At 69.0% G+C, this 22,149-nt stretch carries 19 protein-coding genes and 1 tRNA gene; 11 read left to right on the forward strand and 9 right to left on the reverse strand.

Annotated features, from left to right (window positions below; all coding sequences use genetic code 11):
• Window positions 1-16 precede the first annotated feature (16 nt).
• The 9 genes from ACWDR0_RS12455 to rpmH form a co-directional block, all read right to left on the reverse strand.
• Window positions 17-634 carry a GNAT family N-acetyltransferase gene (locus ACWDR0_RS12455; protein ID WP_456351619.1) on the reverse strand — a complete coding sequence of 206 codons (618 nt, stop codon included), beginning with the start codon at window positions 632-634 and terminating at the stop codon, window positions 17-19.
• Between the two features lie 48 nt (window positions 635-682).
• Window positions 683-1,780 (reverse strand): ParB/RepB/Spo0J family partition protein, encoded by a 1,098-nt coding sequence (locus tag ACWDR0_RS12460; RefSeq protein WP_456351620.1) that lies wholly within the window; start codon window positions 1,778-1,780, stop codon window positions 683-685.
• Complete coding sequence (locus ACWDR0_RS12465; protein WP_456351645.1) at window positions 1,777-2,853, reverse strand: ParA family protein; 1,077 nt, start codon at window positions 2,851-2,853, stop codon at window positions 1,777-1,779. Before ACWDR0_RS12465 ends, ACWDR0_RS12460 begins: the two co-directional genes overlap by 4 nt.
• 226 nt (window positions 2,854-3,079) lie before the next feature.
• Window positions 3,080-3,796, reverse strand: coding sequence for a 16S rRNA (guanine(527)-N(7))-methyltransferase RsmG (gene rsmG, locus ACWDR0_RS12470; protein WP_456351621.1), 717 nt, complete (start codon window positions 3,794-3,796; stop codon window positions 3,080-3,082).
• Window positions 3,797-3,910: 114 nt separating this feature from the next.
• Window positions 3,911-4,435: a Jag family protein gene (locus ACWDR0_RS12475; protein ID WP_456351622.1), complete on the reverse strand. Its 525-nt coding sequence runs from the start codon at window positions 4,433-4,435 to the stop codon at window positions 3,911-3,913.
• 16 nt (window positions 4,436-4,451) lie between these two features.
• Complete coding sequence (yidC, locus tag ACWDR0_RS12480) at window positions 4,452-5,720, reverse strand: membrane protein insertase YidC (protein WP_456351623.1); 1,269 nt, start codon at window positions 5,718-5,720, stop codon at window positions 4,452-4,454.
• 3 nt (window positions 5,721-5,723) lie between these two features.
• Window positions 5,724-6,107, reverse strand: a complete 384-nt coding sequence (yidD, locus tag ACWDR0_RS12485) for a membrane protein insertion efficiency factor YidD (RefSeq protein WP_456351624.1) — start codon at window positions 6,105-6,107, stop codon at window positions 5,724-5,726.
• Window positions 6,104-6,475, reverse strand: coding sequence for a ribonuclease P protein component (gene rnpA, locus ACWDR0_RS12490; protein WP_456351625.1), 372 nt, complete (start codon window positions 6,473-6,475; stop codon window positions 6,104-6,106). Before rnpA ends, yidD begins: the two co-directional genes overlap by 4 nt.
• An 18-nt stretch (window positions 6,476-6,493) precedes the next feature.
• Window positions 6,494-6,631, reverse strand: a complete 138-nt coding sequence (gene rpmH, locus ACWDR0_RS12495) for a 50S ribosomal protein L34 (RefSeq protein WP_003956500.1) — start codon at window positions 6,629-6,631, stop codon at window positions 6,494-6,496.
• A gap of 398 nt (window positions 6,632-7,029) precedes the next feature.
• On the opposite strand from rpmH, the gene dnaA reads away from it, so the two are divergent.
• The 11 genes from dnaA to ACWDR0_RS12550 all read left to right on the forward strand — a co-directional run bounded on the left by dnaA (window position 7,030) and on the right by ACWDR0_RS12550 (window position 22,060).
• Window positions 7,030-8,823 (forward strand): chromosomal replication initiator protein DnaA, encoded by a 1,794-nt coding sequence (gene dnaA / locus ACWDR0_RS12500; RefSeq protein WP_456351626.1) that lies wholly within the window; start codon window positions 7,030-7,032, stop codon window positions 8,821-8,823.
• A 1,001-nt stretch (window positions 8,824-9,824) separates the two neighbouring features.
• The gene (gene dnaN / locus ACWDR0_RS12505) at window positions 9,825-10,955 is read left to right on the forward strand and encodes a DNA polymerase III subunit beta (RefSeq protein WP_456351627.1); all 1,131 of its coding nucleotides are present in this window, start codon (window positions 9,825-9,827) and stop codon (window positions 10,953-10,955) included.
• Between the two features lie 183 nt (window positions 10,956-11,138).
• A complete protein-coding gene (gnd, locus tag ACWDR0_RS12510; protein WP_456351646.1) occupies window positions 11,139-12,017 on the forward strand; it encodes a phosphogluconate dehydrogenase (NAD(+)-dependent, decarboxylating) in 879 nt (292 codons plus the stop codon).
• Between the two features lie 55 nt (window positions 12,018-12,072).
• Window positions 12,073-13,230, forward strand: a complete 1,158-nt coding sequence (gene recF, locus ACWDR0_RS12515; RefSeq protein WP_456351628.1) for a DNA replication/repair protein RecF — start codon at window positions 12,073-12,075, stop codon at window positions 13,228-13,230.
• Window positions 13,227-13,844, forward strand: a complete 618-nt coding sequence (locus tag ACWDR0_RS12520) for a DUF721 domain-containing protein (RefSeq protein ID WP_456351629.1) — start codon at window positions 13,227-13,229, stop codon at window positions 13,842-13,844. Before recF ends, ACWDR0_RS12520 begins: the two co-directional genes overlap by 4 nt.
• Before the next feature lie 481 nt (window positions 13,845-14,325).
• A complete protein-coding gene (gyrB, locus tag ACWDR0_RS12525; RefSeq protein ID WP_456351630.1) occupies window positions 14,326-16,389 on the forward strand; it encodes a DNA topoisomerase (ATP-hydrolyzing) subunit B in 2,064 nt (687 codons plus the stop codon).
• A gap of 50 nt (window positions 16,390-16,439) precedes the next feature.
• A complete protein-coding gene (gyrA, locus tag ACWDR0_RS12530; protein ID WP_456351631.1) occupies window positions 16,440-19,112 on the forward strand; it encodes a DNA gyrase subunit A in 2,673 nt (890 codons plus the stop codon).
• 4 nt (window positions 19,113-19,116) lie between these two features.
• On the forward strand, window positions 19,117-19,755 hold the full coding sequence (locus ACWDR0_RS12535) for a DUF3566 domain-containing protein (protein ID WP_456351632.1): 639 nt from the start codon (window positions 19,117-19,119) through the stop codon (window positions 19,753-19,755).
• 386 nt (window positions 19,756-20,141) lie between these two features.
• A tRNA-Ile gene (locus tag ACWDR0_RS12540) sits at window positions 20,142-20,215 on the forward strand.
• Between the two features lie 255 nt (window positions 20,216-20,470).
• Complete coding sequence (locus ACWDR0_RS12545) at window positions 20,471-21,745, forward strand: amidohydrolase family protein (RefSeq protein ID WP_456351633.1); 1,275 nt, start codon at window positions 20,471-20,473, stop codon at window positions 21,743-21,745.
• Between the two features lie 180 nt (window positions 21,746-21,925).
• Complete coding sequence (locus ACWDR0_RS12550) at window positions 21,926-22,060, forward strand: DLW-39 family protein (RefSeq protein ID WP_003958712.1); 135 nt, start codon at window positions 21,926-21,928, stop codon at window positions 22,058-22,060.
• Window positions 22,061-22,149 lie beyond the last annotated feature (89 nt).

Consider the following 22,149-nt stretch of genomic DNA (forward strand, 5'->3'; position numbering starts at 1 on the left):
TTCGCTGTTGCCGGGGTCAGAGCGGTCGCAGCACCGGCTCCTTCTGGACCGCGCCGAGCAGCCGGTCCAGCGCCTGCTCGACGTCCTCCTTCCAGGAGAGCGTATTTCTCAGCTCCAGCCTCAGCCGTGGATAGGAGGCATGCGGACGGACCGTTTTGAATCCCACCGCGGTCAGATGGTCGGCGGGAAGGAGACAGGCAGGCTGCTGCCAGCGCGCATCGCCGAAGGCTTCGACGGCTTTGAAGCCCCGGCGCAGAACATCCTTGGCGACGGTCTGCACCAGGACCCGGCCGATCCCCTGGCCCTGGAATCCCGGGTTGATCCAGGAGGTCATCAACTGGACGGCGTCCGGGGACACCGGGCTGGTCGGAAAGGCCAGGGACCGCGGCACATAGGCGGGCGGAGCATAGAGAACGAAGCCGACCGCGACCTCGTCGACATAGACGACCCGGCCGCAGGATCCCCATTCCAGCAGCACCGCGGAGATCCAGGCTTCTTTCTCCAGCTCCGGCCGGCCCGCCTTGGCCGCGGCATCACCGCTGACCGGGTCCAGCTCCCAGAAGACACAGGAGCGGCAGCGCTTGGGCAAGTCCGGGAGATTGTCCAGGGTGAGGGGCACCAGTCGACGGCCCATAGCGTCCGCGCCTCCCTGTTCTCCCCGACCGCCCGGCGGGCGACGGGATCAGTCGTCGGCGTCCTGTCCGCCCTGGGAGAGCCCCTGCTCCAGGACGCGGTCCTCGCCGGGGGCAAGAGTGCCGAGGATGCGCTCCAGGTCCTCCATCGAGGCGAACTCGACGACGATCTTCCCGCGCTTCTGCCCCAGGTCGACCTTCACTCTCGTCTCGAAGCGGTCGGAGAGCCGGGTAGCCAGATCGGTCAGTGCGGGGGAGACCCGGGCACCGGCCCGAGGGCTCTTCTTCGGCTTCACCGTGCTCTGCGGATCGGAGCCGAGGAGGGTGACGATCTCCTCGACCGAGCGCACCGAGAGCCCTTCGGCCACGATCCGCCGGGCCAGCTTGTCCTGCTCCTCATGGTCTTCCACCGACAGCAGCGCACGGGCGTGCCCGGCCGTCAGCACTCCGGCGGCCACCCGCCGCTGGACCGTGGGAGCCAGCTTCAGCAGACGCAGGGTGTTGGAGACCTGCGGACGCGACCGGCCGATCCGGTCGGCGAGCTGATCGTGGGTGCAGTTGAAGTCCTTCAGCAGCTGGTCGTAGGCAGCAGCCTCCTCCAGCGGATTGAGCTGGGCGCGGTGGAGGTTCTCCAGCAGCGCGTCCAGGAGGAGCTTCTCGTCCTCCGTCTCCCGGACGATCGCGGGAATCCGCTCCAGACCGGCCTCACGGCAGGCGCGCCAGCGGCGCTCGCCCATGATCAGTTCAAAGCGCTCGGGACCGGTCTGCCGAACGACAACCGGCTGAAGCAGTCCGACCTCCTTGATGGAGGTAACCAGTTCGGCCAGCGCGTCCTCGTCGAAGATCTCACGAGGCTGCTGCGGATTGGGGGTGATGGCATCCAGCAGCACTTCGGCGAAGTGAGCACCGGAGGGCGTCATCAGTGCGGACGATTCCTCCACTCCGACGGAGCCGACGGTGGAATCGGGGGCCACGGCCGCCGACGGCAGCGTGGCCACCTTGGCCGCCGCGACACCACGCTGTTCGGCCAGCACCGGAATCGACCCGGTCGAGCTCAGCACGGGCCCCGAGGTGGCCGGCCTCTCCTGGGGAGCGCCAGGGATCAGGGCACCGAGCCCACGCCCCAACCCTCTACGTCGCTCGCTCACTGGATCCCCTCCGAGATGTTCTGCCGTTGGTTCTCTGCGCCCACATGGGCATGGTGCGGGTCGTACTGAAGGCCTACTCCGCGCAGGGCGATTTCCCGGGCCGCCTCCAGATACGACAGGGCCCCGCTGGAACCCGGGTCGTAGGTCAGCACCGTCTGCCCATAGCTGGGCGCCTCCGAGATCCGGACGGACCGCGGAATATTGGTCCGCAGCACTTCCTCACCGAAGTGGCTGCGAACCTCGTCGGCCACCTGGGAGGCCAGCCGGGTACGGCCGTCGTACATGGTGAGAAGGATCGTCGATACATGGAGGGCGGGGTTGAGGTGCCCGCGTACCAGATCGACGTTCCGCAGCAACTGGCCCAGGCCCTCCAGCGCGTAGTACTCGCACTGGATGGGGATCAGCACCTCGGCACCGGCGACCATGGCATTGACCGTCAGCAGACCGAGGGAAGGCGGGCAGTCGATCAGCACATAGTCCAGTGGCTGCTCATAGGCCTGGATCGCCCGCTGAAGCCTGCTCTCCCGCGCCACCAGCGACACCAGTTCAATCTCCGCACCGGCGAGATCGATCGTGGCGGGGGCGCAGAAGAGCCCTTCGACGTCGGGGACGGGCTGGACCACTTCGGAGAGCGGCTTGCTCTCCACCAGGACGTCATAGATCGACGGCACTTCGGCGTGATGGTCGATACCCAGCGCTGTGGAGGCATTGCCCTGGGGATCGAGGTCGATCACCAGAACACGCGCACCGTGCAAGGCGAGAGAGGCGGCGAGATTGACCGTGGTGGTGGTCTTGCCCACGCCGCCCTTCTGGTTGGCGACCACCATCACACGAGTCTGCTCGGGTCGGGGCAGACCTTCACCGGCTCGGCCCAGGGCCTCTACGGCCAGCTGGGCGGCTCGGCCGATGGGGGTGTCATCCATCGGGGCCGGTGTTTCACGTGAAACATCGTCTCCGGGCGACTCGGTACGGGGACCGGGGACCGGATCGGTCATCGGTCCCGCGATGTTGGCGTCGGACCGCAAGGATTCACTCTCCTCGACTTCAGGCTCGCGATGAACAGAGCCTGCCATGCTTTCGGGGTCATGAACCAGCGAGGCCCGTGCTTCTGTGGATGAATCCACTTCTGTGGACAACTTTGTGACCCCTGAGAGGGGTCTCCGGTTCCGAATCGGGGCGGCAGCACGCCCGCGGCTGATGATTCCTTGCAGCAGAGAGCGACGTTTCACGTGAAACACGATGCCCGTGGCGCCCCGCGACGCCCGGACGACACTCCGGCATACGTACGTACGGGAGCCCTCAGCGGCGCCGTCGGGTGCGGCTGACCCGGGCGGCCTTGGCTCGCTTCGCCGCGAAACGCACCCCTCCGGGGCTCTCCCCGACCTCCACCCGCACCACGGTGGAGAGCGGATCGACCAGCCCTTCGCCCACCTGAAGCACCGAGGTCTCCACAACCCCGAGCTTGCTCAGCGCGGCACGGGCTCCCCGCAGCTCCTCCTCAGCGGTATCGCCCTTGAGCGCCAGCATCTCCCCATAGGGACGGAGCAGGGGAACCCCCCAGCCCGCCAGCCGGTCGAGAGGCGCCACGGCCCGGGCCGTGACCACATGGACCGGGGGAACCTTTCCGAGGACTTCCTCGGCCCGGCCCCGGACCACGGTCACATGGTCGAGACCCAGCAGTTCCACGACCTCCTGGAGGAAGTTGGTACGCCGCAGCAGCGGCTCCAGGAGCGTGATCCTGAGATCGGGGCGGACCAGCGCCAGCGGGATACCGGGCAGCCCGGCGCCGGAACCCACATCACAGACCGAGACGCCCTCGGGTACCACCTCGGACAGCACCGCGCAGTTCAGCAGATGGCGCTCCCAGAGCCGGGGCACCTCACGGGGGCCGATCAGACCGCGCTTGACCCCGGCATCGGCCAGCAGCTCCGCATAGCGAACGGCTTCCGGAAAGTACTCTCCGAAGACCCTTCGCGCCGCTTCGGGCGCCTGGGGAAGCTCCGCTGCCTCCGTCACGGGAACCGTCCTTCCGTACCGCACTATCGCTTCATGGATCGTGGTGGCTGACTATCAGGCTGACAAAGATCGGCCCCGTCTGCGCTACAGACGGGGCCGAGGGAACGATCAGGGTCAGGCGGGGAGTACGACGACGAAGCGCTGCGGCTCCTCGCCCTCCGACTCACTGCGCAGACCCGCCGCGGCGACCGCGTCATGCACGACCTTGCGCTCGAACGGCGTCATCGGCTTGAGCTTGACCGGCTCGCCGGTGCTCTTCACCTCGTCGGCCGCCTTGGCACCCAGCTCGGCCAGCTCGGTGCGCTTCTTGGCCCGGAAGCCCGCGATGTCCAGCATCAGCCGGCTGCGGTCACCCGTCTCACGGTGCACGGCGAGACGGGTCAGCTCCTGAAGGGCTTCGAGGACCTCGCCGTCCCGTCCCACCAGCTTCTGGAGATCGCGGCCGTTCGCATCGCTGATGATCGAGACAGCGGCCCGGTCCGCCTCGACATCCATGTCGATGTCACCGTCGAGGTCGGCGATGTCGAGCAGACCCTCGAGGTAGTCGGCAGCGATCTCCCCCTCCTGCTCAAGGCGGGTGAGGGTGTCGCCTTCCTCGGCAGCAGCGTCAGCGGCAGCGGGGATGGTGCCTTCCGTCACGGATGGACTCCTTCTACTACTTCTTGGACGACGGGTGCTTGGGGCGCTGCGGGCCCTTGCGCTGTCCGGACTTCGGCTGCTGACGGCCGGAGTTGGCCCGGGGCTGCTTGGACTTGGCGCTCTGCGGGGTGTCCTTGCGGAGCGAGGGCTTCGACTCGGCACCGGCGGAGCCGGAATCATCCGACTCCTCCGCCTTGTCCGAGGGCTGCGCGCTGGTGGACTGCCGCTGGGACTTGCTCTGCCGCTTCGGCTGCTGGCGCTTGGTGGTACCGGCCTCGGCCTCGGTCTCGACGGTCTCGCTCTTCACGATCGAACCGTCGGCCTGGGCCGCGAATCCGGCCTTGGCCAGACCGGTGATGAACTTGCGCTCGTTGTCGTTGCGGTCCGGACCCTTGGCGACGACCGCCTGGACGACCTTGCGACGGCGGCGGGAGCCGATCTCGCCACGGTGCGTGGCGGTCTTCAGCAGCCGGGTGAGGTACTGGTCCTGGGCCTTGCTGCCGGGCGTCGGGTTCTGGCTGATCACGTACATCTGCTGACCCATGGTCCAGACGTTGGTGGTCAGCCAGTAGACGAGGACACCGACGGGGAAGTTGATACCCATGACCGCGAAGATCACCGGGAAGATGTACATCAGCATCTTCTGCTGCTGCATGTACGGGGTCTTCACCGTCAGGTCGACGTTCTTCTGCATCAGCTGGCGCTGGGTGTAGAACTGCGACGCCGACATCAGAATGATCATGATCGCGGTGACGACACGGACATCGGTCAGCGAGGCCTGAAGGGCCTCCACCTTCTCGGTGCTGTCCGTGAACTTGGCCGCCAGCGGAGCGCCGAAGATATGCGCCTGCCGGGCACTGGCCAGCAGCGGCTCATTGATGACGCCGACCACATCGCCGGAAGCGATCTTGGAGAGGACGTAGTAGAGCGCGAAGAAGAACGGCGACTGGGCGAGGATCGGCAGGCACGAGGAGAGCGGGTTGGTACCCGTCTCCTTGTACAGCTTCATCATCTCTTCGGACTGGCGCTGCCGGTCGTTCTTGTAGCGCTCCTGGATCGCCTTCATCTTCGGCTGGAGCGCCTGCATGTTCCGCATCGACTTGATCTGCTTCACGAAGAGCGGGATCAGACAGATACGGATGAGGACCACCAGCGACACGATGGACAGTCCCCAGGCCCAGCCCGTGTCGGGGCCGAAGATCGCCCCGTAGAGCTTGTGGAACTGGACGATGATCCACGAGACGGGTGTGGTGATAAAACTGAAGAGACTGGCAATCGTGTCCACTAATCAGGCTCCTTGAGCTTTGGGCGAGGTCTCTGCGGCCGGACTCGGGGGTGCGGAATCCCCTCCCGACGGCGCCGGAGGCACCTCGGAACCGTGCCCGCCCTTGTCTGTGCCGGCATGGGCGTCCTTGCCCCGCAGGGCGTTGCGCAGCATCTCGTGCCACCGTGGACGCTTCCGCGGGGGCACATGATCCACTCCGCCCGGTGACCACGGATTGCACCGCAGGATCCGCCAGGCGGTGAGCACTGTGCCTTTCACCGCACCGTGCCGGTCGATGGCTGTGTACCCGTAGTGGGAACACGACGGGTAGTACCGGCAGACGGGCCCCAGCATGGGGCTGATCGTCCACTGGTACAGCTTGATCAGAGCCAGCAGCGGGTACTTCATCGCGCGCCCCCTCCCAGGAGCCGCTCGAAGGCGGCGTCCAGGTCCCGGGCCAACTGTGCGTGATCGGCGTCGCCCGCTCCGGGCAGCGCCCGTACGACCACCAGGCTACCGGCGGGCAGCTCGGCAAGCCGGTCGCGTATCAGATGCCGCAGCCTGCGCTTGACCTTGTTGCGCACAACCGCGCCACCCACTGCCTTGCTCACGACGAAACCCGCACACGTCGGGGGAGCGCTCTCCCCAGGCGCGTGCGGGTCCGGTGAACCGCTGCGTAGATGGACGACGAGGAACGGCCGTCCGGCCCTGCGTCCTCGTCGTACCGCGGCCGCGAAGTCCTCGCGCCGCCTCAGCCGATTCTCGGTAGGCAGCACGTCATAACCTGTACGCGATCAGGCGGACAGGCGAGCGCGACCCTTGCTGCGGCGAGACGCGAGAATCGCGCGGCCGGCACGGGTACGCATGCGCAGACGGAAACCGTGGGTCTTCGCCCGGCGACGGTTGTTCGGCTGGAAGGTGCGCTTGCTCACTCGGGGGCTCCAGATGAAGATTCGTAGGTGGCGGGGTATCGCCTGGCTGTCACCGTGCGCCCACGAGTAGCTCGCGTTTCGCCCGAGTGCACCGCTTCACGACCACAAACGTGATCTTTGCCCATCGGAGGCAGGCGGCAGCAGCCATCGACAACTCGACCTGGTTACGGTACGCGCGGCTACGCCATCCGGTCAAACCAGCCCCCGGCGGCCCCCTGCCGACCCGCCGCACAGGGCCCGCTGTGCACAGGCTGTGGACAACAACTTGAACGAGCCGGGTCGCGCTGACTACCGTGGCTGAACTCCGAATCTTTCCTTTCTGTCCTTGACTGTCCTTCCCCCACCGCCCCCGGACCACCCTTTCGGGCACGTGCGGGACCTTCGAGAGAGCGTGGCTCGTGGCTGACGTACCTGCCGATCTTGCCGCAGTGTGGCCACGAGTGCTGGAACAGCTCCTCGCCGAGGGCCAGGGCGTCGAGCCCAAGGACAAGCAGTGGGTCGAGCGCTGCCAGCCGCTGGCGCTGGTCGCCGACACCGCGCTGCTCGCCGTTCCCAACGAGTGGGGGAAGCGGGTACTGGAGGGCCGGCTGGCGCCGCTGATCAGCGAGACGCTCAGCCGGGAGTGCGGCCGCCCGATCCGGATCGCGATCACCGTGGACGATTCGGCGGCCGAGCCCGCGCCCCCGCACCAGCAGTCCGCGCCCGCCGCCCCGCTCTACGACGAGCCCGGCGAGCCGGGTCCCGAGCGCTACCGGGGGGCCGATCCCTACGGCGGCTACGGGCACCGCCCGGCCGAGGACGGGCTGCCGGAGATCCGCCCGGCCTACCCCGAGTACCAGCAGCAGCGGCCCGAGCCCGGTGCCTGGCCGCGCACCCAGGAGGACCTGTCCTGGCAGCAGCCGCGGCTCGGCGGGTTCCAGGACCGCGATCCGTACGCCGGCCCGCGTCCGCACCAGATGCCGCAGCACGACTACCGCGGCCCCCAGCAGTCCGAGCGGCCGTCCTACGAGCAGCAGCGGCCCGAGCGGCGCGAGCCCGCCGAGCCCCCGCACCGCTCCGGGCCGGCCGGGCTCCAGGGGCCCGCGAGGCCGCCGGGCGGCGCCGACGGTCCGGGGGGAGCCCCGGGGGGTCCGCCGGCGCCCGGCGGTCCGGGGGAGCCGCATGCCCGGCTGAACCCCAAGTACCTCTTCGACACCTTTGTGATCGGCGCCTCCAACCGGTTCGCCCACGCGGCCGCGGTGGCGGTGGCCGAGGCGCCCGCCAAGGCGTACAACCCGCTTTTCATCTACGGGGAGTCCGGCCTCGGCAAAACGCATCTGCTGCATGCGATCGGGCACTACGCGCGCAGCCTCTACCCGGGTACCCGGGTCCGGTACGTGAGCTCCGAGGAGTTCACCAACGAGTTCATCAACTCGATCCGCGACGGCAAGGGCGACACCTTCCGCAAGCGGTACCGGGACGTCGACATCCTGCTCGTCGACGACATCCAGTTCCTGGCGAGCAAGGAGTCGACGCAGGAGGAGTTCTTCCACACCTTCAACACGCTCCACAACGCCAACAAGCAGATCGTGCTCTCCTCCGACCGGCCGCCCAAGCAGCTGATGACGCTGGAGGACCGGCTGCGGAACCGTTTCGAGTGGGGGCTGACCACCGACGTCCAGCCGCCGGAGCTCGAAACCCGGATCGCGATCCTGCGGAAGAAGGCCGTCCAGGAGCAGCTGAACGCACCGCCGGAGGTGCTGGAGTTCATCGCCTCCCGGATCTCCCGCAATATCCGCGAGCTGGAGGGCGCCCTGATCCGGGTGACCGCCTTCGCCTCGCTGAACCGGCAGCCGGTCGACCTCGGGCTGACCGAGATCGTGCTGAAGGACCTGATCCCCGGCGGAGAGGACTCGGCGCCCGAGATCACGGCGGGCGCGATCATGGCGGCCACGGCGGACTACTTCGGGCTGACCGTGGAGGACCTCTGCGGCTCCTCCCGCAGCCGGGTGCTGGTCACGGCCCGGCAGATCGCCATGTACCTCTGCCGTGAGCTGACCGATCTGTCGCTGCCGAAGATCGGCGCGCAGTTCGGCGGCCGCGACCACACCACCGTGATGCACGCGGACCGCAAGATCCGCGCGCTGATGGCCGAGCGGCGTTCCATCTACAACCAGGTCACCGAGCTGACCAACCGCATCAAGAACGGCTGACGGCGGCCCCGGGGCAGGCCCCCCGGGCCCCTTCCGCGGCAGTGGGCGAGCGCCCCGGGACTCCGGTCCCGGGGCGCTTTTCCATGGGCGTACGGGGCGGCCCAGCGGCTTCCCCGGAGGCTTTCCCGAGGGCCTTCCGAGGGCCTCCCCGGGCTCCGGCACAGCCTCCGGGAGCCGTCCTGGAGCACTCCGGAGCCGTCCGGGAGCCGTCCGGGAGCGCTTCGGGACCGCCGCGGGCGCGGGAACCCTCCGCGGCCGCTGTTCGATTACGGGGCCGGTGGGCCGGGTTCTCCACAGAACACGGGAGAATTCACCGTCCACACCCTGGGGACCGGGGAGTTGTCCCTACGGTGTCCACAGGCGGGCCGGTCCTCCGATGATCACAGCAGGTCAGGTGGTTGGGGATTTGTGGTCAACCGTAATCCACAGACTGTGGACAACGAATCCGTCCACAGGGGGCGGGAAAAGTTGTCCACCGGCCGCCCACAGGCGGAGCGGGGTTGCCCACAGCTTGTCCACACCGCTGTCCACTGTTCGGCAACACAACACCCCCTCTCACCGGGTCGAGTGAAAGCCGTCACACCAAGGAGGCGGATTGGGCTGTGGGGAACCTGGGTAAAGCTGGGGACAGGGCTGGGGAGAACTCCCACGAGGCTGTGCATCGCCTGTGCAGAACTTTCCGGTGTCCACAGAGACGGCTGGTTATCCACTGCCTCCACCCACAGGCACGGTGGACAAAAAACCGCTGCTGACCTGCGAAAACAGGGTTATCCACGGTATCCACAGGCCCTACTACTACTCCCACTCAGAGTTACCGGGGAATCCGCTTCGAAGTGGGGCCTGTGCACAACTCAAGCCGACCGCCCGGCACGGCCGTGGTCACGACTTGACCCCGAGGCGCACCCGCTGTCAGCGCCGTACGTCAGACTGGTCCCCGGCGACACAGCCGACGACAAGAGCCAGCAAGGGCGAGACGGCGACAGCAGCAGGAGGCGGTTCCGGTGAAGATCCGGGTTGAGCGCGATGTACTCGCGGAGGCGGTGGCCTGGGTGGCCCGGAGCCTCCCAGCCCGTCCTCCGGCGCCCGTGCTCGCGGGTCTGCTGCTGAAGGCCGAGGACGGCGTGCTGAGCTTCTCCAGCTTCGACTACGAGGTCTCGGCCCGGGTCTCGGTGGAGGCCGAGGTCGAGGACGACGGCACGGTCCTGGTCTCCGGCCGGCTGCTCGCCGACATCTGCCGCGCCCTGCCCAACCGCCCGGTGGAAATTTCCACAGACGGTGTACGGGCGACCGTGGTCTGCGGCTCCTCCCGCTTCACCCTCCACACCCTGCCGGTGGAGGAGTACCCCGCGCTGCCGCAGATGCCGACCGCGACCGGGACCGTCCCCGGTGAGGTCTTCGCCGCCGCCGCCGCCCAGGTCGCCATCGCCGCGGGCCGCGACGACACCCTCCCCGTGCTCACCGGCGTCCGGATCGAGATCGAGGGCGATACCGTCACCCTGGCCTCCACCGACCGCTACCGCTTCGCCGTCCGCGAGTTCCTGTGGAAGCCGGAGGACTCCGGCGCCTCCGCGGTCGCCCTGGTGCCCGCGAAGACCCTGCTGGACACCGCCAAGGCGCTGACCAGCGGCGACACCGTGACCCTGGCACTCTCCGGCAGCGGTGCGGGAGAGGGACTGATCGGTTTCGAGGGGGCCGGCCGGCGGACCACGACCCGGCTGCTGGAAGGCGACCTCCCGAAGTACCGCACGCTCTTCCCCACCGAGTTCAACTCGGTGGCCGTGATCGAGACCGCGCCCTTCGTCGAGGCGGTCAAGCGCGTCGCCCTGGTCGCCGAGCGGAACACTCCGGTCCGGCTGAGCTTCGAGCAGGGCGTGCTGATCCTGGAGGCCGGCTCCAGCGACGACGCACAGGCTGTGGAGCGGGTCGACGCCCAGCTCGACGGCGACGACATCTCCATCGCCTTCAACCCGACGTTCCTGCTCGACGGGCTGAGCGCGATCGACTCCCCGGTCGCCCAGCTGTCCTTCACCACGTCGACGAAGCCCGCGCTGCTCAACGGCAAGCCGGCCGTCGACGCCGACGCCGACGAGGCGTACAAGTACCTGATCATGCCGGTGCGCCTCTCCGGCTGAGCACCGCCACCGGACCTCCGGTGAGCCCCGGGCCGTCGGACCCCGGCCGGGCCCGACGACCGCCGTGCGGCGGTGGGCCCACCGGTGCGGCCGGTGGACCCGCCGGGCCGCCCGGGCCGCCCCGGCGTAGGCTCGACCCAGGTCAGGTACGGAAAACGTCGGACTATGTGTAAGGACAGTGAGATGCAGCTCGGCCTCGTCGGCCTCGGGAAAATGGGCGGCAACATGCGCGAGCGCATCCGCCGCGCGGGCCACACCGTCGTCGGATACGACCGGAACCCCGATCTCGCCGATGTCCACAGCCTCGCGGAGCTTGTGGAGAAGCTTCCCGCACCCCGCGTGGTCTGGGTCATGGTCCCGGCCGGGGCCGCGACCCAGTCCACCATCGACGAGCTGGCCGAGCTGCTCTCCCCCGGCGACATCGTCGTCGACGGCGGCAACTCCCGCTGGACCGACGACCAGAAGCACGCGGTCGAGCTGGGCATCAAGGGCATCGGCTTCGTCGACTGCGGTGTCTCCGGCGGTGTCTGGGGCCTGGAGAACGGCTATGCGCTGATGTACGGCGGCGACGCCGAGAACGTCGCGAAGGTCCAGCCGGTCTTCGACGCGCTCAAGCCCGAGGGCGACTTCGGCTCCGTGCACGCGGGCAAGGTCGGCGCCGGCCACTTCGCGAAGATGGTCCACAACGGCATCGAGTACGCGATGATGCAGGCCTACGCCGAGGGCTGGGAGCTGCTGGAGAAGGCCGACGCCGTTACCGATGTGCGCGAGGTCTTCCGCTCCTGGCAGGAGGGGACCGTGATCCGCTCCTGGCTGCTCGACCTGGCGGTCAACGCCCTCGACGACGACGAGCACCTGGACAAGCTGCGCGGCTACGCCGAGGACAGCGGCGAGGGCCGGTGGACCGTCGAGGCCGCCATCGACCACGCCGTACCGCTTCCGGCGATCACCGCGTCGCTGTTCGCGCGCTTCGCGTCCCGCCAGGACGACTCCCCGCAGATGAAGATGATCGCCGCGCTGCGCAACCAGTTCGGCGGCCACGCGGTGGAGACCAAGAAGTAACGGCCCTCGGGCCGGGAAGCAAGACGGCTTCGGCCGGGGAGGTCGGCGTACACCCATGCACGTCACGCATCTGTCGTTGGCCGACTTCCGCTCGTACGCCCGGGTCGAGGTGCCCCTCGGCCCGGGCGTCACCGCGTTTGTGGGGGCGAACGGACAGGGCAAGACCAATCTGGTCGAGGCGGTCGGCTATCTGGCCACCCTCGCCAGCCACCGGGTCTCCTCCGACGCCCCGCTGGTCCGCGCCGGAGCCGAGCGGGCGGTGATCCGGGCCGCCGTCACCCAGGGCGAACGCTCCCAGCTGGTCGAGCTGGAGCTCAACCCGGGCCGCGCCAACCGCGCCAGAATCAACCGGTCGTCGCAGGTCAGACCGCGTGATGTGCTCGGGATAGTACGGACCGTGCTCTTCGCCCCCGAGGATCTGGCCCTGGTCAAGGGAGATCCGGGGGACCGCCGGCGCTTCCTCGACGAGCTGATCACCGCGCGTTCACCGCGGATGGCAGGCGTCCGCTCCGACTACGAGCGGGTCCTCAAACAGCGCAACACCCTGCTGAAGTCGGCGGCGATGGCCCGCCGGCACGGCGGCCGGGGCGGGGATCTCTCCACCCTCGACGTCTGGGACCAGCATCTGGCCCGGGCGGGCGCGGAGCTGCTGGCCCGGCGCGGCGAGCTGATCGCCGCCCTCCAGCCGCTGACCGACAAGGCGTACGAATCGCTGGCACCGGGCGGCGGGCCGGTCACCCTGGAGTACCGTTCCTCCGCCGCCCTGGCGGCCGAGACCGGCGACGAACCGGGCACGGACCCGCTGCCGGACAGCCCGGACGAGCTGTACACCCTGCTCATGACGGCCCTCGGCGCCTCCCGTAAACAGGAGATCGAGCGCGGTGTCACGCTGGTCGGCCCGCACCGCGACGATCTGGTGCTCCGGCTGGGACGGCTGCCCGCGAAGGGGTACGCCAGCCACGGCGAGTCCTGGTCGTACGCGCTGGCGCTCCGGCTGGCCTCGTACGATCTGCTGCGGGCCGAGGGCAATGAACCCGTTCTGGTCCTCGACGACGTCTTCGCCGAACTCGACGCGCGCCGCCGGGAACGGCTGGCGGAGCTGGTGGCTCCGGGCGAACAGGTGCTGGTGACCGCGGCGGTCGCCGAGGACGTACCCGACGCGCTGAGCGGGGCGCGGTACACGGTGGCGGAGGGCGAGGTGACCCCGCTGTGAGCGAGAACACACCCTTCCCCCTGCCCGGTACGGGCGGCCCCGGGCTGCCGGGCGGCCCGGCCGCCGGTCCGGTCGGACCCCTGCCCGGCGCGCCCGGAGGCGCCCGAGTGCCGGAGGCGTCCGGGGTCGATCTGGCCCGGGTCGCGCTGCGCGCGGCCAAGGAGCAGGCACGGGCCCGCGGGGCCGCCGCCCAGGACCGCCGCCAGGCCCGCCGCGGCGGCGGACTGCGTTCGGGCGCCCGTGCGGACGGCCGTGACCCGCTGCCGCTGGGCGCCGCCATCAACAGGCTGATCACCGAACGCGGCTGGGAGACCCCGGCCGCGGTGGGCGGTGTGATGGGCCGCTGGCCGCAGATCGTCGGCGAGGGCCTGGCCAACCACTGCGTACCGCAGCGGTACGACGAGGACGAGCGGGTCCTCACGGTCCAGTGCGACTCCACCGCGTGGGCCACCCAGCTGCGGCTGCTCGCGCCCAGGCTGGTGGCCCGGCTCAACGAGGACCTCGGACAGGGCACCGTCGTACTGATCAAGGTGCTCGGCCCGGGGGCGCCGCGCCGCGGCTTCGGCCCGCTGCGGGCCCCGGGGAGCACCGGACCGGGCGACACCTACGGCTGATCCCGTGCCGGGGCGCGGGGCGGTGGGTGCGCGGGGCCGTTTCCGTACGGCCCGGCACCGTACGGCCCGCTCAGGTCCCGCCCCGCCCGGCTCCGTACGGTCTGTACGCCCGGACAGGGCACCGCCCGCCCTTTTTCCGCCGCTTTTCCGGCCTTTCCACCGGCTGTGCGCCGGTCGCGGCGAGGCCCCGCCCGGTGTCGGGGCAGTGGCGGAGCACGGGATTCCGGGGGGTCTTGCCGAGCCCTCCCTCACCGTGACGAGCGGTTGACAGGCCGAAGCGCTCAAAGCCGGTGTGAGCCTCTTGGAGCCCCTGCCCGAATATGGGGAGTCGGACAGGGCGTTCCCAGGGCGGCACATGAGGACTCAGCTACCGGCAAACCCCCATTCGTGTCGGCGGTACCGGTAGACTGGTGGACAATCCCGCCACCTTGCGGAACATGTCGAACGACGCAGCCGTCCCCGCCTGCCCGGAGAACGGCTTGTGCTGTGCCAGAAAGGGCGCTTCGTGGCCGATTCCGGCAACCCCAACGAGATCAACCCGTCCACCCCCTCCGTCGGCGACGGCGAGGTCACCGCCTCGTACGACGCCAGTGCGATCACCGTTCTTGAGGGGCTGGACGCGGTCCGCAAGCGGCCCGGCATGTACATCGGCTCGACCGGTGAGCGTGGGCTTCATCACCTGGTGTACGAGGTCGTCGACAACTCCGTCGACGAGGCGCTCGCCGGGCACGCGGACACCATCGACGTGACGATCCTCGCCGACGGCGGCGTCCGGGTCGTCGACAACGGCCGTGGCATCCCCGTGGGCATCGTTCCGTCCGAGAACAAGCCGGCCGTCGAGGTCGTCCTCACCGTGCTGCACGCGGGCGGAAAGTTCGGCGGCGGCGGCTACGCCGTCTCCGGCGGTCTGCACGGCGTCGGCGTCTCCGTGGTGAACGCGCTCTCCACCAAGGTCGCCGTCGAGGTGAAGACCGACGGCCACCGCTGGACCCAGGACTACAAGCTCGGCGTCCCGACTGCGCCCCTCGCGCAGAACGAGGAGACCGCGGAGACCGGCACCTCGGTGACCTTCTGGGCCGACGGCGACATCTTCGAGACCACCGAGTACTCCTTCGAGACGCTCTCGCGCCGGTTCCAGGAGATGGCCTTCCTCAACAAGGGCCTGACCCTGACCCTGACCGACGAGCGCGAGTCCGCGCGGGCCACCGCCGGTGCCGACTCCACCGAGGAGGAGGAGGCCGACAAGGCGCGCACGGTCACGTACTACTACGAAGGCGGCATCGTCGACTTCGTCAAGTACCTGAACTCGCGCAAGGGCGAGCTGATCCACCCCACGGTGATCGACATCGAGGCCGAGGACAAGGAGCGGATGCTCTCGGTCGAGATCGCGATGCAGTGGAACTCCCAGTACACCGAGGGCGTTTACTCCTTCGCGAACACCATCCACACGCATGAGGGCGGTACGCACGAGGAGGGCTTCCGCGCCGCGCTCACGGGCCTGGTCAACCGGTACGCCCGGGACAAGAAGCTGCTCCGCGAGAAGGACGACAACCTCTCCGGCGAGGACATCCGCGAGGGTCTGACCGCGATCATCTCGGTCAAGCTGGGCGAGCCGCAGTTCGAGGGCCAGACCAAGACCAAGCTGGGCAACACCGAGGCGAAGACCTTCGTCCAGAAGGTGGTGCACGAGCACCTCACCGACTGGTTCGACCGCAACCCCAACGAGGCCGCGGACATCATCCGCAAGGCCATCCAGGCGCAGACCGCGCGGGTCGCCGCCCGCAAGGCCCGTGACCTGACCCGCCGCAAGGGGCTGCTGGAGTCCGCCTCCCTGCCCGGCAAGCTCAGCGACTGCCAGTCCAACGACCCGACGAAGTGCGAGATCTTCATCGTCGAGGGTGACTCCGCCGGTGGTTCGGCGAAGTCCGGCCGCAACCCGATGTACCAGGCGATCCTGCCGATCCGCGGCAAGATCCTGAACGTCGAGAAGGCCCGGATCGACAAGATCCTCCAGAACACCGAGGTCCAGGCGCTGATCTCGGCCTTCGGCACCGGAGTCCACGAGGACTTCGACATCGAGAAGCTCCGCTATCACAAGATCATCCTGATGGCGGACGCCGACGTCGACGGCCAGCACATCAACACCCTGCTGCTGACCTTCCTCTTCCGCTTCATGCGACCCCTGGTCGAGGCCGGGCACGTGTTCCTCTCCCGCCCGCCGCTCTACAAGATCAAGTGGGGTCGGGACGACTTCGAGTACGCGTACTCGGACCGCGAGCGCGACGCCCTGGTCGAGCTGGGCAAGCAGCAGGGCAAGCGGATCCGCGAGGACTCGATCCAGCGCTTCAAGGGTCTGGGCGAGATGAACGCCGAGGAGCTGCGCGTCACCACCATGGACGTGGAGCACCGGGTGCTCGGCCAGGTGACGCTGGACGACGCGGCCCAGGCCGACGACCTCTTCTCCGTGCTGATGGGTGAGGACGTCGAGGCCCGCCGCTCCTTCATCCAGCGCAATGCCAAGGACGTCCGCTTCCTCGACATCTGAGTCGGCCCCAGCCGTCCGAGCTGACCGTACGAAAGGACAGAAGACCGGCTATGGCCGACGAGAACAACCCCGCCACCACCGAGGAGCCCGCGGGCGCCGCCGCCGCGGAGGAGCCGCAGATGCGGATCGAGCCCGTCGGGCTCGAAACCGAGATGCAGCGCTCGTACCTCGACTACGCGATGTCCGTGATCGTCTCGCGTGCGCTGCCCGACGTCCGGGACGGGCTCAAGCCCGTCCACCGCCGGGTGCTCTACGCGATGTACGACGGCGGCTACCGGCCCGAGAAGGGCTTCTACAAGTGCGCCCGCGTGGTCGGCGACGTCATGGGTACGTACCACCCCCACGGCGACTCCTCCATCTACGACGCCCTGGTCCGGCTGGCCCAGCCGTGGTCGATGCGGATGCCGCTGGTCGACTCCAACGGCAACTTCGGTTCCCCGGGCAACGACCCGGCCGCCGCCATGCGGTACACCGAGTGCAAGATGATGCCGCTGTCCATGGAGATGCTCCGGGACATCGACGAGGAGACCGTCGACTTCCAGGACAACTACGACGGCCGCAACCAGGAGCCGACGGTCCTCCCGGCGCGCTTCCCGAACCTGCTGGTCAACGGCTCCGCGGGGATCGCGGTCGGCATGGCGACCAATATCCCGCCGCACAATCTGCGCGAGGTCGCGTCCGGTGCCCAGTGGGCGCTGGAGCACCCTGACGCCACGCACGAGGAGCTGCTCGACGCGCTCATCGAGCGGATCAAGGGCCCCGACTTCCCGACCGGCGCGCTGGTCGTGGGACGCAAGGGCATCGAGGAGGCGTACCGCACCGGCCGCGGCTCCATCACGATGCGCGCGGTCGTCGAGGTCGAGGAGATCCAGAACCGCCAGTGCCTGGTGGTCACCGAGCTGCCCTACCAGGTCAACCCGGACAACCTCGCGCAGAAGATCGCCGACCTGGTGAAGGACGGCAAGGTCGGCGGGATCGCCGATGTCCGCGACGAGACCTCGTCCCGGACCGGTCAGCGTCTGGTGATCGTCCTCAAGCGGGACGCGGTCGCCAAGGTCGTCCTCAACAACCTCTACAAGCACACCGACCTCCAGACCAACTTCGGCGCGAACATGCTGGCGCTGGTCGACGGGGTGCCGCGGACGCTGTCGCTGGACGCGTTTATCCGCCACTGGGTGACCCACCAGATCGAGGTCATCGTCCGGCGGACCCGTTTCCGGCTCCGGAAGGCCGAGGAGCGGGCGCACATCCTGCGCGGTCTGCTGAAGGCGCTGGACGCGATCGACGAGGTCATCGCGCTGATCCGGCGCAGCGACACCGTCGAGATCGCCCGCGGCGGACTGATGGACCTGCTGGCCATCGACGAACTCCAGGCGAACGCCATCCTGGAGATGCAGCTGCGCCGGCTGGCCGCCCTGGAGCGCCAGAAGATCATCCAGGAGCACGACGAGCTCCAGGCGAAGATCAACGAGTACAACGGGATCCTGGCCTCGCCCGCCAAGCAGCGGGAGATCGTCAGCGAGGAACTGGCGGTCCTGGTCGAGAAGTACGGCGACGACCGGCGCTCCGCGCTGGTGCCCTTCGACGGTGATATGTCCATCGAGGACCTCATCGCCGAAGAGGACATCGTCGTCACCATCTCGCGCAGCGGCTATGTGAAGCGCACCAAGACCGACGACTACCGGTCCCAGAAGCGCGGCGGCAAGGGGGTGCGGGGCACCAAGCTGAAGGAGGACGACATCGTCGACCACTTCTTCGTCTCCACCACCCACCACTGGCTGCTCTTCTTCACCAACAAGGGCCGGGTCTACCGGGCCAAGGCGTACGAGCTGCCGGACGCCGGCCGGGACGCCCGCGGCCAGCACGTCGCCAATCTGCTGGCCTTCCAGCCGGACGAGCAGATCGCGGAGATCCTGGCGATCAGGGACTACGAGGCCGCCCCGTACCTGGTGCTCGCCACCAAGGGCGGACTGGTCAAGAAGACCTCGCTGAAGGACTACGACTCGCCGCGGGCCGGCGGTGTCATCGCGATCAACCTCCGGGAGACCGAGGACGGCAGCGACGACGAGCTGATCGGTGCCGAGCTGCTGTCCGCCGAGGACGATCTGCTGCTCATCAGCAAGAAGGCGCAGTCGATCCGGTTCACCGCGACGGACGAGGCGCTGCGGCCCATGGGCCGGGCCACCTCGGGCGTCAAGGGGATGAGTTTCCGCGAGGGCGACGAGCTGCTCTCGATGAATGTCGTCCGGCCGGGTACGTTCGTCTTCACCGCTACCGACGGCGGGTACGCCAAGCGGACCCCGGTCGACGAGTACCGCGTCCAGGGCCGCGGCGGCCTCGGTATCAAGGCCGCCAAGATCGTGGAGGACCGCGGGTCGCTCGTGGGCGCGCTGGTGGTCGAGGAATCCGACGAGATTCTGGCCATCACCCTCGGCGGTGGTGTGATTCGTACGCGAGTCAATGAAGTCCGGGAGACCGGGCGTGACACCATGGGTGTCCAGTTGATCAACCTGGGCAAGCGGGATGCCGTCGTCGGGATCGCGCGCAACGCCGAGGCCGGTCGGGAGGCCGAGGAAGTCGACGGAACCGAAGTCGGCGCCGACGGAACCGAATCGTCCCCGGTGACCTCTGAAGAGGTCAGGGGGATTGGTGTGGCCGGTGGTGGACCGGCCGAGGCGGCCGCCGAGGGCATTGAGCCTTCGGCCGGGGAGCACGAGGAGTAAACGCGTGAGTGGAGCCACGGGAGCCGGGCCGGCTGCTGCCGGAGCTGCGAAAGCCGCGAAGTCGAACGGTCCCCGTGGCTCTGCCACGGACTCCCAGGGGGTTTCGGTGACAGAGGCTGCGGACAGGTCGTCTCCGGTGTTCGACGGAAAGCGCCCGGCGGCGCAGCCCCAGACGGGGCCGTATCACCCGCCGCAGGCGTACCGGACGCCGGAGGGCGGCGACACCCAGTCGGGCGTCAGGATGCCGCGTACGGGTGCCCGGACCACCCCGCGGACGCGCAAGGCGCGGCTGCGGGTGGCGAAGGCGGACCCGTGGTCGGTGATGAAGGTGAGCTTCCTGCTCTCCATCGCCCTCGGGATCTGCACGGTGGTCGCCTCTGCCGTGCTGTGGATGGTCATGGACGCGATGGGCGTCTTCTCGACCGTCGGCGGCACGATCAGCGAGGCCACCGGCTCCAACGAGAGCAACGGTTTTGACCTCCAGGCGTTTCTGTCGCTGCCGCGGGTGCTGATCTTCACCTCGGTGATCGCGGTGATCGACGTGGTCCTGGTGACGGCGCTGGCCACGCTGGGCGCGTTCATCTACAACCTCTCCGCGGGCTTTGTGGGCGGCGTCGAGCTGACCCTGGCGGAGGACGAGTAACCCCGTATTCCACCTGCCGCTCCGCCGTTCCGCCGTTGTGCGGGCGGACGGGGCGGCTTCGGTCCGGGACCTCCGGACTCTTCCACCGGGCACGGTCCGGGCCGCTCGCCGCGGCTCGGGGACCGTGCCCGGAGCTGTGTCCGGTCTCACTCCGGGGCTCCGGGGCTCCGGGACGCCCGCGGGCCCGGCCCCGGGGCGGTTACCAGCCGGACGGGGGCCGTTGAAACCGGCCGGAGGCCCTTACCGGCCGCCCGGCCGGTTTGCCGGAGGCCCGCCGGACGCGGCTCCGGGCCCTTGGTACGGGCCCCGGGGCGGGGCGGCGGGATACGGATTTGGGAGCTGCGCCGCAGGTGCGCTAATCTTCAGAGGTCAGCGCAGAGCGCGGCGGGGCTATAGCTCAGTTGGTTAGAGCGCATCCCTGATAAGGATGAGGCCACAGGTTCAAATCCTGTTAGCCCCACATTGTGGAAAACCCCCGGGTGAGATCACCCGGGGGTTTTCTGTGTTTGCTGCCCGGAGGGCGCGTGGATCCCCTGCCGGTGCGGTGCGGTGCGGTGCGGTGCCGGGCGGCGTACGGGGGAGGGGGCTACGGGGCCGGTGTGCCGGGACCCGCGTACGGGCCCGCTCGGGGCGGAAGGGCGCTTGCTCTCGCGGGGAGGCGGGTCGTAGCCTGACAGTCCGGATCTGATGGACCGTCAGATGGGGAGTGATCCGCGTGATTGGCAGGGAGCAGGAGCACGGCGGCCGGGACCTTCCCCGGGTCATCAGCGTGGACGACCATGTGATCGAGCCTGCGCACCTCTTCGAGACCTGGCTGCCGGCCAGGTACCGGGACCGGGGGCCCAAGCCGTTCACCGCGGGCATCGGCGAGCTGGCGTACGTGGGCGGGAAGTACCGCTTCCGGACGGATCCGGAGGGCCAGCGGACCGACTGGTGGCGGTACGAGGACGAGATCTTCCCGTACAAGCGGATCATCGCCGCGGTCGGCTTCTCCCGGGACGAGATGACCCTCGACGGCATCACCCGGGAAGAGATGCGCCGGGGCTGCTGGGATCCGCAGGCCCGGCTGGCGGACATGGACCTCAACCATGTCGAGGCGTCGCTCTGCTTCCCCACCTTCCCGCGCTTTTGCGGACAGACCTTTGCCGAGGCGCGGGACAAGGAGGTGGCCCTGGCCTGTGTGCGCGCGTACAACGACTGGATGGTGGAGGAGTGGTGCGGTGACAGCGGGGGCCGGCTGATCCCGCTCTGTCTGATCCCGCTGTGGGACGTGGAACTCGCCGTCGCGGAGATCCGGCGCAACGCCGCGCGCGGGGTGCGGGCGGTGACCTTCTCCGAGCTCCCCACCCATCTGGGGCTGCCGTCGATCCACTCCGGGTACTGGGACCCGTTCTTCGCGGCCTGCGAGGAGACCGGGACCGTGGTGAACATGCATATCGGGTCGTCGTCGCAGATGCCCGCCGCCTCACCGGACGCGCCGCCGGCCGTGCAGGCGGCGCTCAGCTTCAACAACGCCATGGCGTCGATGACGGACTTCCTGTTCAGCGGGGTCCTGGTGCGGTTCCCGCGGCTGAAGCTGGCGTACAGCGAGGGCCAGATGGGGTGGATCCCGTACGCCCTGGAACGCGCCGACGACGTGTGGGAGGAGCACCGGGCCTGGGGAGGCGTACGGAATCTCGTACCCGAGCCGCCGTCCGTGTACTACTACCGGCAGATCTTCTGCTGCTTCTTCCGGGACCGGCACGGGATCGAGGCCATCGAGAAGGTGGGGGTGGACAACGCGACCTTCGAGACGGACTATCCGCACGTCGACTCCACCTGGCCGGAGACGAAACGGGTCGCGGAGGAGCACGTCGGCGGGCTGCCGGAGGAGGTGGCGTACAAGCTGCTGCGCGGCAACGCGATCCGGATGCTCGGCCTTCCCCTCGACCGGGACCGCGGGCGCGGTACGGATCCGGGCCGGGGCGCGGCCCCGGCCGGTGCCGTCTGAGGCGGTCCGGGGATCCGGTGCCACCTGGGAAAACGGTACGGGCGGCCGGGATCGAACGGATGGCCGTGGGCGGTGCGGGCCGTCGCGGCAAGGGGTACACAGGTCACCGATCGGTATCGGTCGGTGTGTATAGTCGGGCGCCAGAAGTCCTCATACGTCAAGGAAAGACGAGGTCGCGCGGTGAAGAAGCTTCTCCTGGTCGCACTGGCCGCCATCGGCGGGCTCCTCGTGTACCGCCAGATCCAGGCGGACCGCGCCGAGCAGGATCTGTGGACGGAGGCGACCGACTCCGTGCCCGCAGGCTCCGGTGTGTGAGACCCGGCAGTCATAGGTCATCCGACTCGGCAGAGCCCCGGTCGTCGCTCGGCGCGACCGGGGCTCTGTGCTGTCCGGAAACGGTCTGC

It is taken from the genome of Streptomyces sp. NPDC003691 (genome assembly GCF_053981115.1).

What these genes read in the sequence shown, in the direction of transcription:
- ACWDR0_RS12455 (WP_456351619.1), bottom strand. Translation starts at nt 634, where the DNA reads ATGGGCCGTCGACTGGTGCCCCTCACCCTGGACAATCTCCCGGACTTG.
- ACWDR0_RS12465 (WP_456351645.1), bottom strand. Translation starts at nt 2,853, where the DNA reads ATGGCAGGCTCTGTTCATCGCGAGCCTGAAGTCGAGGAGAGTGAATCC.
- yidD (WP_456351624.1), bottom strand. Translation starts at nt 6,107, where the DNA reads ATGAAGTACCCGCTGCTGGCTCTGATCAAGCTGTACCAGTGGACGATC.
- gnd (WP_456351646.1), top strand. Translation starts at nt 11,139, where the DNA reads ATGCAGCTCGGCCTCGTCGGCCTCGGGAAAATGGGCGGCAACATGCGC.
- recF (WP_456351628.1), top strand. Translation starts at nt 12,073, where the DNA reads ATGCACGTCACGCATCTGTCGTTGGCCGACTTCCGCTCGTACGCCCGG.
- gyrA (WP_456351631.1), top strand. Translation starts at nt 16,440, where the DNA reads ATGGCCGACGAGAACAACCCCGCCACCACCGAGGAGCCCGCGGGCGCC.